Below are 12,329 nucleotides of genomic sequence, written 5' to 3'. Positions count from 1 at the left end.
GTCACGATCGTTTCCCGGCCTGTCAGAGGCCGATCTGTTCCTTGACCTGCTCGGCGAGAACGTCGAGCGGCTGATAATAGGTATGGATGCTCCAGACGATGGCCGGAACACAGATGAGAATGAGCAGGATCAGCGCCGCCTTGAGGCTCCGATGCACCACGGCCTCCCGCGAGGAGCGGATGTAGGGAATCGTGGCGATCGGCATGATCCCGAGTTTCTTGACGATATCCTCCGGCCGGCGCGGCGAGCGGTTCAGGAGATCCATCAGCAGCACGAGAGCCAGACCGGCGAGAATGCCGGCGCCGAGACCCCCGCCCGCGATCAGAATCCGGTTGGGCTTGGCCGCGTTGCTGGGCACCACCGGCTGTTGCAGGATGGTGATGCGCTGCCCGCGCGCCTGGCGTTCGATCCTTTCGCCCGTGGAGGCGTCGAAAAGGCGATTCTGGATCGAGGAATACTGGCTCTGGATATTGTCATAGTCACGCTGCAATGCGGCGAGAGCGACATTGTTCACCGAAGCGCGGCTGATCGCATCCTGAATGCGGCTGATTTCGCCCTGAAGCTGCTCTTCCTGCGCCTTGAGGGTGCCGATCCGTCCGTCGATCTCGGCCATCTGGGCCTTGAGCGGGTCGCTCTGGTCCGGCTGGGCCGTGCCGGCGATGGTGGCTTCAAGCTGGGCGATCTGGCTTTTCAGGATACGGATGCGGGGATTGTCGGGCGCATAGACGGCCAGCGCCTGGTTCAGCTGGTTCCGCATCTGGGCAAGCTGCTGTTGCTGGGGGCTCGCATTCTGCGAGGTGACCGCCTGGATCTGCCCGGTGGACTGGAAGACCTGAATGACGCGGGCCCGTTGTTCGGTCAGGCTCGAGATGTCCCGCCCGAGCTGGTCGTGCCGCGCCTGCATGGTGATGAGCTGTTGCTGGCGATAGGACTGATCTTCCGGGAGCGCGTCGGCATTCTCCGCCTTGAAGCGGAGGATCTTGGCGCTCTGCTCGTTCAGCGCGGTCGAGAGCCGTTCGACTTCCTGCTGGAAGAAGTCGTAGGTCTGGCCTGCCATGCCGGTGCGGGATTCCACGTCGTCCCGCTGGATGACGCTCAGATATTCGTTGACCACGGCGGCCGCCAGCTGGGGCGTGGGCGCGTCGAAGGAGATGGTCATCTGCGTTGCGCCTTCGCGCGGGGCGATGATCTTCGTCGTCGTCCGGCTGTTCATGTAGCTCGCGATGTCGTCGGCGCTCATCTGCGCGATACCGGGAATGTTGACCCGGCGCGCCACGTCGATGACATTGGAGCGGGAGATCAGCCGCTGTTCGATGATCTGCAACCGTTCGAGCGGCGATGTCGTTACCGTGGGAGCGGCAAGACGCGATGGGATCTGCGGCTCTTCGACCACGAAGCGGGTCGCGGAGACATAGGTCGGCGGCAGGGTCATCGCGATGATGATACCGATGGCGGTGATCGCCACGGCCGGGATCAGGAACCAGTGCAGCCGCCGCAGAAAGACGGAGGTGTAATATTTGAGAGTGGCCTTCACGCCGTCGTCTCCTCTTCTTCCGGGCCAAGCGCGTTGGCACCGAAGAATACCTGATCTTCAAGAACGTTCTGAACGGTTTCTTCCGTGACCTGTGGGGTTTCGCTGCTCCACGCGTAAAGCATGCAGAAATCGCACAGTTGGTTGACGAGCCGCGGCACGCCGCGCGTGGCGGCATGAATGGCGGTGGCCGCCCCGGGGGTGAATTCCGTCCCCGTGCCCCCGGCCTTCACCAGCCGATGGGCGATGTATCCGGCGACCGCATCGGCATCCATCGCGTTCAGATGGAAGGAGGCCGCCACCCGCTGTGCGAGCTGGCGCATGTTGGGATGCAGCACCATCGCCTTCAGCTCGGGCTGGCCGACGAGGATGAGCTGGATCAGCTCGTCCTTGCCGGAGTTGATGTTGGTGAGCAGCCGGAGTTCCTCCAGCCCCTCGATGGAGAGGTTCTGCGCCTCGTCGAAGATCAGGATCACCCGCCGCCCGGCGGCATATTCGGTGATCAGGAACTCCTGCAGCTTCTGGAACATCTGCACATAGGTCTCGCCCGGCGTGATCGGCACGGCGAGCGCGTTCAGCACCCATTGCAGAAGCTCCCCCCGCCCGCCCTGCGCGTTGGAGACGAGACCGATGGTCACGTCCTCCTCCAGCCGGTTCAGCAGTTCGCGCAGCAGCGTCGTCTTGCCAGAGCCGATCTCGCCGGTGATGAGCGTGATCGGGGCGCGGGACAGGATGCCGAATTCCAGAACCGAGAAGGCGCGGCGATGCTGGGCCGACCAGTAGAGAAAGGAAGGATCCGGCAGCAGCGTGAAGGGACGCTCCCGAAGGCCGAAGAATTCCGCGTAAAGCTGCTGTGGGGCCATGAATTGCCTTCAGTTACTCTCGTCCGGACCTGGTCGGTCCCTTGCGGGATGCCTATAGCACTCCGCTCTCAAACAATCACCCTGCAACCGGGGGACGAAACCCCTCTGTGCAGATCTCTCCAATTTGCGGCAGGATGGGCACAATCCTCCGCCCCGTCGATTATGCCCGCTGCCTGACCGGAGGCCGAGAGTCCAGTTTCGTCGGTCCGGGGACGACAAGGCAAGAGGCGGTGGGGCATGTTCACGATTATGTTGAAGTCCCTTCGGCGGTTTAGCCGCTTCCGCGGCGACGCTTCACCCTGATCTGCGAACAATGTGCGGCAAAGTGAAACAATTCGCAATGCTGCAACTGCACAATCAATGTGCACGTGTGAGAAAAACTGTATTTTCATGTTGTTGGGGGGTGGACGATTAACATTAATGCCCAAACTCCCTTTGCGGGCGCGAGAAAGAATGGTAAGCATTCTGTTAACGCACCGGCACCGCATATATTGGCACGGCAGAATCGTGTTGCTCCACGCTGCAGGCTCTTCCTCCCCCCTGGGAGCCTCGGAAACGGGAACGGACTTATGACTGTACATTTCAATTCCGCTTCGCAGACAGGCCTTTCTTCCTCCCTCGATCAGGACAATCCGCTCGCCACCCCTTCGGGCATTTACCGGAATGGCGCGAAACGGACGATCGACATCCTCCTCATCGTCCTGGCGCTTCCCTTCGTCCTTCCCGTGCTTGCCATCATGGCGGGCTTCGTGATGATGGACGGGCATTCCCCCTTCTACCGTCAGGAGCGCGTGGGCCGCGGCGGGCGTCACTTCAGCCTGCTGAAGATCCGCACCATGGTTCCAAACGCCAAGGAGAAGCTCGAGGAATATCTCGCCTCCGACCCGGCCGCCCGCGCCGAATGGGACGAGACGCAGAAACTCAAGTCCGACCCCCGCATCACCTTTGCGGGCCGCATCCTGCGCAAGACCTCGCTCGACGAACTGCCGCAGCTCTGGAACGTGCTCAAGGGCGACATGTCCCTCATCGGGCCGCGCCCCATGATGCCGGAACAGCGCGCGCTCTATCCCGGCCAGGCCTATTATGAGCTGCGTCCCGGCATTACCGGGTCGTGGCAGGTGTCGGACCGCAACGAAGGCTCTTTCGCGGGCCGCGCGAAATTTGATCTCGATTATTACAACTCCCTGTCTTTCGTAAAGGATTTGTCAATTCTCCTGCGTACAGTGGCTGTTGTTGTGCGGGGGACGGGATACTAACCTCGTCTCTGGAAAAATGCGTCCGGGATTGGTCCGGGCGCCATGGACGAAGGTGAGGATGTGACGGGCAGGAAGGTTCTTCGGGGGCGGATCGGCCTCGGTATTGCGCTGGCGGCTGGTATCGGGCTGCTCGCGGGCTGCGAATCCTCCGAGGAAAAGGCGCAGAAACACTACGAATCCGGGCTTGCCCTGCTGGAGCAGGGCGATGTCAGCCGGGCGATGGTGGAATTCCGCAACGTCTTCTCTCTCGACGGAAATCACCAGGAGGCAAGGCAGACCTATGCACGGCTCCTGCGGGAGCAGGGCAGCGTGCGGGAGGCCTACAGCCAGTATCTCCGCCTCGTCGAACAATATCCTGACAATGCGGAAGGCAACCGGGCGCTGGCGGAGATGGCGCTCGATGCGAGCAACTGGGACGATGCGGACCGTTACGGCCGCGTCGCGCTGCGTCTGGCGCCCGATGAGCCGGAGGTTCAGGGCATCGGCGCAATGATCGACTACCGGGCCGCGCTGATGAGCCGGGACGAGGCTGCCGGACAGGCGGCGCTGCAGCGTGCTCAGGCGCTGGTCGGGCAGCATCCCGAGCTTGTCGTCGCGCGGCGGGTGACGCTCGACAGTCTGGTGCGCAAGTCGGACTGGGAGGCCGTGCTGGCCTCGCTCGACGAAGGGTTGCAGCACGACCCCAACTCCTTCGAGTTTCAGCGGATGCGGGCCGCCGCGCTCTTCCAGCTCGGCCGGACCGATGATCTTGAGGCGCAGCTGCGCCAGATGGCCCTTGCCAATCCCGAAGACACAGAGATCGAGAATTCGCTGCTCGGCCTGTTCATCAACCAGAAACGTCCCGAGGCGGCCGAGGAGTTTCTGCGCAGCCGCGTCGATCCGGCCTCCGCCGATCCGGCGGCACGCCAGCGGCTGGTGTCCTTCATCGCCCAGACCCGCGGCATGCCCGCCGCACGGCAGGAGATCGACCGCATCGTCGCCGGCAACCCGCCGAAGGTCGGTATCTACCGCACCATGCGCGCCGGGATCGATTTCGACGCCGGAAACCGCGATGGCGCCATGGCCGAAATGCAGTCGATCATCGACAGCAAGCCCGAACCGGATGTGCTGAACCAGGCGCGCGTGACGCTCGCGCGGATGATGGCGCAGGTCGGCAACAAGGTTGGCGGCCGGGCTCTGGTGGAGGAGGTGCTCGCCTCCACGCCCAGCGATGTCGATGCGCTTAAACTCAAGGGCAACTGGCTGATCGACGACGACAGGACCGGCGATGCGCTGGTCGCGCTCCGCTCCGCCCTCGAATATGCCCCCCGCGATCCGCAGATCATGACGCTCATGGCCCGCGCGCATGAGCGGGACGGCAGCCGAGACCTGATGGGGGAGATGCTCTCCCAGGCGGTGGTCGCCTCCAGCCGGGCGCCGTCCGAATCGCTGCGGTATGCCGCCTTCCTCGAGCAGGACGGCAAGCATCTTCCGGCGGAGGATGCGCTGGTCAACGCGCTCCGGCTTCAGCCGCGCAACGTCGACCTGCTCTCCGCGCTGGGGCGCGTCTATGTCGCGATGAAGGACTGGCCGCGCGCCGATCATGTCGTGCGCACCTTGAAGGAGATCGGTACCGATCAGGCGGTCAACTCCGCCAATGAGATCACGGCGAACCGGCTCGCCGCGCTGAACCAGGATCAGGAACTCGCCGCCTTCCTGCGCGGTCTGGCCGCGGAGGGGGACAGTGGTCCCGGCGTGGAGCTTGCCCTGATTCGCACCAGCCTGCTGCGCGGCGACACGCAGGAGGCCCTCCGCCAGGCCGATGCCCTGCTTGCCAAGACGCCCGACAATCCGACGGCCCTTTACCTCCATGCCGCCGTGCTGCTCTCTGCCGGACAGAAGGAAGGGCTTGACGAGATGCGCGCCCTTACCCAATCGCATCCCGGTTTCGAGATGGGCTGGGCCGCGCTGCACAATGCGCTGCTCAGCACCGGCGACACGGAAGGCGCGGGCAAGGTGCTGGAGGCGGGTCTTGCCGCCATTCCGACGGCGCCCACGCTTTCCTGGATCAAGGCGGGCATTCTGGAGAAATCCGGCGATATCGACGGGGCGATCACTCTCTACGAGGCGATGTACGAGCGCGATTCGAATTCGCCGATCATTGCCAACAACCTCGCCAGCCTGCTGGCCGGTTACCGGAGTGACGACGCAAGCCTCGACAGGGCCTATACGGTCGCCCGGCGGCTTCGCGGAACGACGGTGCCTGCCTTCCAGGACACCTATGGCTGGATCGCCTACCGGCGCGGCAACTTTGACGAGGCGCTCAGCAATCTGGAACCTGCCGCCCAAGGCCTGCCGCAGGATGGGACGGTGCAGTATCACCTTGCCATGACCTATTCCGCGCTGGGGCGGAAGGATGAGGCGAAGCAGCTTCTCCTCCGGCTCGATGAGGGGGCCATTCCGCTTCCTGCCGATTATGCCGACCGGGTAAAGGCGGAGCTTGCCCGCCTTGCCGCGCCGGATGCGCCTGTGGTCTCGACACCCGAGGCGCGCAACTGAGCAGCCGTTGCCGAAGATGGCCCCCGTAGAGGGCCACCGGAAAGGAATGACGGGCTTGCCCAGCGGAACTTTGCCGGGCAAGCCTTTTATTCCGGCGGATTTTTCTTCAGAACCGCGGCAGAAGTGTCGCAGTCCTCGCCTTTTGCGGAGCTCGGCTTTCCACCTGCCCGCAAACCTCCTATCCCTGATCGTAACCATTCCCCAACGGGTGCGCCTGATGTTCAGAACCTTGCTCGGGATCTTTGTTTCCCCCCTTTCACGTATCGCGGCGGTCGCCCTTGTGGCGGGCGGCGTCGCCGGCGGTTTCTCCGCGCCTGCCTCGGCCCAGAGCGGCTATCACCTGCGTCCGGGCGATGTGGTGCAGGTCGAGGTGCTCGACGATCCGAGCCTCAACCGTTCCGTGCTCGTCCTTCCCGATGGCAGCATCAGCTTCCCGCAGGCCGGAACGCTGCGCGCCAGCGGCCGGACGGTGGAGCAGCTGCGCTCCGCCCTGACGCAGGGCCTCTCGCCGAACTTCGCTGCGACGCCTACCGTCTATGTCACCGTGGGAAGCGTCGCGCCGCCGCAGTCCGCCGCCGCTGCCGCCGAAGGATTTCCCGTATATGTGATGGGAGAAGTTAACGAACCCGGCCGCAAGGACATCAAGTCCGGCACCACGCTGCTGCAGTTCCTGGCCGAGGCCGGTCAGCTCAGCCGCTTTGCCGCGCGGAATCGGATCGAACTCCACCGTCAGGATCCCCGGACCAAGGCTGCGGCCGTCTATCTCTTCGACCTCGACCATGTGGGGGGTGGCCAGAACCGGATCAGCGGCATGACCACCATCACCGAAGGCGATGTCATCATCGTCCCGCAGCGCCGGCTGTTCGAGTAAGCAGATGACCCCTGCCCGTTCCGCATGCCTCGCTTCCCTCAGCCGGGAGACCGGGCGGTCCCGTGCTGCGGCAGGCCTTCGCCGGCTGCCGCTCGCATTTCTTCTTCTCGCCGGAACGGCCCTTGTGCCTGTGGAGGCGCCGGCACAGGCACAAGGCGATCTGCCGAACCCGCTGCTGACGTTCAGCTTTTCGTCCTCACTGCATGTGAGCGACAACTACGACCTGTCGGATGATCCGTCAGGAACCACCACCTATGTCGATAACACACTCGGCCTCAGCTACCTGAGCGAGACGGATGTCCAGAAGCTCAGCCTCGCGGCGAGCGGGGTGCTGCGTCTGGCCGATTATCCGAGCGATGCGACGAACAGCGGCTACCAGACCGATTTCGACAACCAGACCCTCCGCTTCGGCTATACGCTGACGGGGGCGGACAGCGAATTGACATCGTCGGCCTATTACAACCGCGCCGACATCGCCTTCTTCGATCCGTTCCAGCTCGTGCAGGAAAATATCGATCTCGAAGCGCAGGATCTTTCAACCAGCGACGGGTATCGGGAGATGATCCGCGCCAGTGTCGGCTTCCGCACCGGCATGTCCGGGCCGCTCAGCTTCAATGCGGGGCTGAGCGCCTACAAGCGGAACTTCCTTGAGACGAGCGACACGAGCTTCGAAGACAACGAAACCTATACGGCGACGGCAGGTTTCGGCTTCCTTATCACGCCGACCACCCGGCTGACGCTGGACGGGTTGTATCGCGACTATTCCGCCGACGATACGGAGCAGACCGACCGGCAGACCCGCTCGCTCTCCACGGGTGCCGTCCATGAGGTCGGTACCGGGCTCACGCTCAATGGCTCCATAGGCTATCAGGAGATCGAGAGCGAGAAGACCGATCTCTCCGGCTACCGCGGAACAGAGCGGACGACCGGGGTCATCGGCACTCTCGGCGCCACGCAGGAGCTGACCAACGGCACGGTCGGAATCAGTTTCGACCAGAGCCAGAATACCTCCGGCAGCCGCTCCACCCTCCAGGTGTCCCGCGCAATGGACCTGCCGAGCGGCAGCCTTGCGCTCAGCCTCGGCGCCTCGCGGGGCGACAGCGGCAAGACGACCGCCATCGGGTCGATCACCTACAATCATGACCTGGAGAATGGGAGCCTTTCTGCACGGCTGTCGCAATCGGTCAGCACCAACAGCGACGACGAAGAGGTGGAGGCGCGCAATTTCCTGCTCCGGCTATCGCATGAGCTGACCCCGGTTTCGGGTGTTTCGCTGAGCGTAAGCTATGCCGATCTCAACAACCTCCAGGATTCCGGGGGCGACCGGACGCGCAGTCAGATCCGCGCGGCCTATTCCCATGACCTGACCCGGGACTGGGAGCTTTCGGGCGGTTACGAATATACCCAGCTGGAGCGCCCCGCAGGAACGGCCAAGGAAAACGCCGTCTTCCTGACCATACAGCGCCAGTTCCTTTTCAGGCCCTGAGCTCAGGACCTGAAAAGATCCGTGGGGCCGGGCGCGCTCTCACAACCATGTGAATTTTCTGTACCATTCGCGACCGGGTCATGGTTTTGCTTCGGTTTCCGCATGTGCAGCCTTATGTTATACAGGGACATACTTCCGGCGAATATGCCGGGCGCCCTGGGCTATCCCCGGCCACATTTGACTAGAGGATTTCCATGACGGCCGCGAACGAGAATTCCCGCTCCTCCCTGGCGGCTGCGCTTCCCTCGGTGAACGCCCCCGGTTTCATGTGGTTCATTCTGCTTCTGGCCGGGTCGATCCCGATCTTCTGGATCGGCTTCGTCTCGCTGGCGAAGGCCTGGTCCACGCCGGAATACAGCCATGGGCCCCTCATTCCGCTGATCTCGCTCTACCTCTTCCTGCGGGAGTTGCGGCAGATGCCGCCGCCCGCGGCCGAGGTGCGGGACCGCTGGCCGGGACTTCTCGTCATCCTGCTGGGCCTCGTGGTTGCGCTGTTCGGCAACCTCACCCGCATTCCCGACATCGTCACCTATGCGATGATCATCTGGGTGGGTGGTGTGGTCCTCACCGTCTTCGGCTGGGAGCGGGGCAAGCATCATCAGCTTCCTGTCCTGCACCTGATCTTCATGCTGCCGCTGCCGCAGTTCCTCTACTGGCACCTGACGATCTTCCTGCAAGGGATCTCGTCGGAGATCGGCGTGTGGTTCGTGCGCCTTGCCGGTGTGCCGGTCTATCTCGAAGGCAATGTGATCGACCTCGGGGTCTACAAGCTGCAGGTGGCGGAAGCCTGTTCGGGCCTGCGCTACCTGTTCCCGATCCTGAGCTTCACCTACCTCTTCGCCATCCTCTATCGCGGTCCCTTCTGGCACAAGGCTGTGCTGATGCTGTCGGCCGTGCCGCTCACCGTGCTGATGAACTCCTTCCGCATCGGGGTGATCGGGGTGCTGGTGAACTCCTATGGTATCGAGCATGCCGAAGGGTTCCTGCACTTCTTCGAAGGCTGGGTGATCTTCATCGCCTGTATCGGCATCCTGTTCCTGATGGCGATGGGCCTGCAACGGCTGACGCGGAACCCGCTGCCGCTGGCGGAGGCGATCGACCTCGACACCCGCGGCATGGCGCCGCTCATGGGGCGCATCCTGTCGATCCGCCCCTCGAAGGCGCTGGCGGCGGGGGCACTGCTGACGCTTGCCCTGTCGGCGGGCTGGGCGCTGCATGGCGGGCCGCAGGCCCAGCAGATGGACCGGGAGCCCTTCGCGCTCTTCCCCCGGCAGTTCGGGGAATGGTCGGGCGCGGCCTCCGGTCTCGACCCGGAGATCGAGCGGGTGCTGGCCGCGACCGATTACATGAACGCCGCCTATACCGCACCGGGCGAGAAGGACTATGTGCATTTCTTCTCGGCCTATTACGAGAAGCAGACGGAAGGCGCCGGCATCCACTCGCCGGAAGTCTGTCTCCCGGTCGGGGGCTGGGAGATCTTCACCTTCCAGCCGCACGAGGTGAGTTTCCCGGGAACGCCCTACGGTACCTTCACCGTGAACCGGGCGGTAATCCAGAAAGGGTTGTCCAAACAGCTCGTCTATTACTGGTTCGAGCAGCGCGGCAAGCGGATGACCAACGATTATCTCGCCAAGGCCAGCGTCGTCTGGGACAGCCTGACCCGCGGCCGTACGGACGGGGCGCTGGTGCGCTATGTCACCCCGATCGGCACGAACGAGAGCGAGGCCGACGCCGATGCCCGCATTCAGCGGCTGATGGCGAAAAGCCTGAACGTCCTGCCCCGCTACATTCCGTTCTGACTTGCTGAAGGCAAACTGAACAACCCGGCTCCGGCCGGGTTTTCTGCGTTGCAGCATGTCGGGCGCGGCGAATCCCCCTTGTTCGGACACAACTTTCCAAAACGAAAGTATTCAACAGTTCGCCTGCAAGCAGGTGGATAAAAGAGAATTTTCAATCTTAAGACGAAGATGATTACCTCCCTCATTTCGCGCCTCAGGATAAAAGTTATTAAAAATAACACCTTTACGGCGAGCACATCGGGCTATTCCAGCGAACAAGTTCAAGAAATTCCGATCTTTTGTGCCATATCGGGGACAAAGGCGCTCTCTTAAGCGCAAGCGGCTGAGTTTTATTTTCGCATCCACCGAACTGGCCGCCCACCTGCATGCGAACGGGATCACGGAGCTGGTGGTGACGGGCGCCGTCGCGGGGTTCTGCATCAATTCGACGGTTCGTGCCGGGGCCGACCTGGGCTTCGACATGACGGTCGTCGAGGATGCCGTGATCGGTTTCGGCCTGCCGGGTGCGGGGCTTTCCGCGCGGGCCATCTTCGACGTGACGATGGCCCATCTGGCGGCCGACTTCGCAAATGTCACCGATACGGCCGCTGTCCTGAACTCATAGCCCGGTGGCCGTTGCGCAGGCCTGCCGGTCCCGGCGCGTTCGATCTGTCGCGAACGCCCCGGGACCGGCAAACGCCCCGCGCGCTTCGACGCGCGGCCGCATCGGACCGGCGGCGCGGCCGGCAGGGGCCGGATGACGAAAAGGCGCCCGGGCGGATGGCCCGGGCGCCTTTGCATGCGGGTCGGGTGTCGCTCAGGCCCGGGCGCGGCGGCGGCGCAGGAAGGCCAGCGCCCCCAGCCCCGCGCCGAGCAGCGGAAGCGCCGCGGGAACCGGAACGGCGGCCGGGGTTTCACCGTTCGGCAGGACACCCTGCCACGGGCGGACATGCATCTCGCCCTTCAGATCGACGGTGTTCGCGACCAGCGTGCCCTCGATCGGGGTGGCGTTGGTGACATGCGCGAAGGGCGCGAGCACCGTTCCCCAGATCGCGGTGTCGAAGTGCAGGGCGGTCGCCTCATGGAAGTTCCACACCACCTTCGAGGCAAGCTCCGCGAAGGGCGTGTCGCCGCCGACGAAGTTGTCGCTGAACGTGCCGCCGAGGCCGGAGACGTTGACGATGACCGAATTCGCGCCCGAAAGGTCGAATTTCAGCTCGCCCACGCTGGAAAACACCGAAAAGTCGATGTCATAGACCGTCAGCCCGTCGCTGTTCGGCGTCGCGGCGAAGACGAGCTGGTTGCCGATCGCCGTCGCGCCGACGCCGGCGAGCGAGGCGAGGGAGGCGGAGGTGGCCTTGAATTCGGCCTCCACGCCCAGGGGGAAGCGGTCGGCGAAATCCGGGTCGAGCGTCGCCTGCTGGGTCAGCTTCACGCCCTGGTTGGCATTGGCGCTGAGGGTGCCGCCGATGCGCGCGGTGCCGCCGCCATTCAGCTCCAGCGTCGTGTTGGCGACATTGCCGCCGACGGTGATATCGGCCTTGTTGTTGGCGTTGACCTGCGCGCCGGTGACATTGCCGACGATGACCGCGTCATCGAAAGGCAGCACCGAGGGCGTGGGGGCGATGTTGACCTGCATCCCGCCGCTGATCAGATCGCCGCCGACATAGAGGCGGCCCTCGACGTCCTGATTGGTCCGCGCGTCGCCGAAGGTGATCAGGTTGAAGTGACGCAGAAGCTGCTCGGAGGTGTAGGTGGCGGCACCTGCTGGGGAAGCGAGCGCAACGGCGCCCGCGATGAAGGCCGCGCCGGTTCTGGCAGTGAAGTGAAACATGAGACGAATTCCTGAACAGTGGTGGGGGGGCACATTCTCCTTTCCAAAGGAAAATGCAATCGGGCGGGAAGGATTTAAGCGACATTCCCCAAGTGGCCTGCCGCTTGACTTCAAGATCGCCTGATTTTGCTCGCTGGGCAAGCGTTTTTCGCCCCGAGCGGTGTCTGTCGTC

General features: G+C 63.7%; 9 protein-coding genes. 6 read left to right on the top strand and 3 right to left on the bottom strand.

Annotated features, from left to right (window positions below; genetic code table 11):
• Positions 1-22: 22 nt before the first annotated feature.
• Both CDV49_RS10770 and CDV49_RS10765 read right to left on the bottom strand, forming a co-directional pair.
• Positions 23-1,534, bottom strand: coding sequence for a GumC family protein (locus CDV49_RS10770; RefSeq protein ID WP_035713557.1), 1,512 nt, complete (start codon positions 1,532-1,534; stop codon positions 23-25).
• Entirely contained in the window at positions 1,531-2,394 is an 864-nt protein-coding gene (locus CDV49_RS10765) for an ExeA family protein (RefSeq protein ID WP_035713555.1), read from the bottom strand. Before CDV49_RS10765 ends, CDV49_RS10770 begins: the two co-directional genes overlap by 4 nt.
• Before the next feature lie 569 nt (positions 2,395-2,963).
• Here CDV49_RS10765 and CDV49_RS10760 point away from each other — a divergent pair.
• From CDV49_RS10760 to CDV49_RS10735, 6 genes are all read left to right on the top strand, one after another.
• Complete coding sequence (locus CDV49_RS10760) at positions 2,964-3,650, top strand: sugar transferase (protein ID WP_035713553.1); 687 nt, start codon at positions 2,964-2,966, stop codon at positions 3,648-3,650.
• A 42-nt stretch (positions 3,651-3,692) separates the two neighbouring features.
• Complete coding sequence (locus tag CDV49_RS10755) at positions 3,693-6,188, top strand: tetratricopeptide repeat protein (RefSeq protein ID WP_088215540.1); 2,496 nt, start codon at positions 3,693-3,695, stop codon at positions 6,186-6,188.
• A gap of 217 nt (positions 6,189-6,405) precedes the next feature.
• Complete coding sequence (locus tag CDV49_RS10750; protein ID WP_084684221.1) at positions 6,406-7,059, top strand: polysaccharide biosynthesis/export family protein; 654 nt, start codon at positions 6,406-6,408, stop codon at positions 7,057-7,059.
• 4 nt (positions 7,060-7,063) lie between these two features.
• Positions 7,064-8,545 (top strand): hypothetical protein, encoded by a 1,482-nt coding sequence (locus CDV49_RS10745; RefSeq protein WP_088215539.1) that lies wholly within the window; start codon positions 7,064-7,066, stop codon positions 8,543-8,545.
• A 194-nt stretch (positions 8,546-8,739) separates the two neighbouring features.
• Complete coding sequence (gene xrtD, locus CDV49_RS10740; RefSeq protein WP_088215538.1) at positions 8,740-10,344, top strand: VPLPA-CTERM-specific exosortase XrtD; 1,605 nt, start codon at positions 8,740-8,742, stop codon at positions 10,342-10,344.
• A 280-nt stretch (positions 10,345-10,624) separates the two neighbouring features.
• Entirely contained in the window at positions 10,625-10,948 is a 324-nt protein-coding gene (locus tag CDV49_RS10735) for an isochorismatase family protein (protein WP_256947313.1), read from the top strand.
• Between the two features lie 192 nt (positions 10,949-11,140).
• Here CDV49_RS10735 and CDV49_RS10730 read toward each other — a convergent pair whose 3' ends face one another.
• A complete protein-coding gene (locus CDV49_RS10730; protein WP_088234134.1) occupies positions 11,141-12,157 on the bottom strand; it encodes a choice-of-anchor A family protein in 1,017 nt (338 codons plus the stop codon).
• Positions 12,158-12,329: the final 172 nt, after the last annotated feature.

The organism is Haematobacter genomosp. 1 (genome assembly GCF_002196855.1).
Classification (GTDB): domain Bacteria; phylum Pseudomonadota; class Alphaproteobacteria; order Rhodobacterales; family Rhodobacteraceae; genus Haematobacter.
This window is presented reverse-complemented; position numbering and strand designations above follow the sequence as displayed.

What these genes read in the sequence shown, in the direction of transcription:
- CDV49_RS10765 (WP_035713555.1), bottom strand. Translation starts at nt 2,394, where the DNA reads ATGGCCCCACAGCAGCTTTACGCGGAATTCTTCGGCCTTCGGGAGCGT.
- CDV49_RS10760 (WP_035713553.1), top strand. Translation starts at nt 2,964, where the DNA reads ATGACTGTACATTTCAATTCCGCTTCGCAGACAGGCCTTTCTTCCTCC.
- CDV49_RS10755 (WP_088215540.1), top strand. Translation starts at nt 3,693, where the DNA reads ATGGACGAAGGTGAGGATGTGACGGGCAGGAAGGTTCTTCGGGGGCGG.
- CDV49_RS10750 (WP_084684221.1), top strand. Translation starts at nt 6,406, where the DNA reads ATGTTCAGAACCTTGCTCGGGATCTTTGTTTCCCCCCTTTCACGTATC.
- CDV49_RS10745 (WP_088215539.1), top strand. Translation starts at nt 7,064, where the DNA reads ATGACCCCTGCCCGTTCCGCATGCCTCGCTTCCCTCAGCCGGGAGACC.
- xrtD (WP_088215538.1), top strand. Translation starts at nt 8,740, where the DNA reads ATGACGGCCGCGAACGAGAATTCCCGCTCCTCCCTGGCGGCTGCGCTT.
- CDV49_RS10730 (WP_088234134.1), bottom strand. Translation starts at nt 12,157, where the DNA reads ATGTTTCACTTCACTGCCAGAACCGGCGCGGCCTTCATCGCGGGCGCC.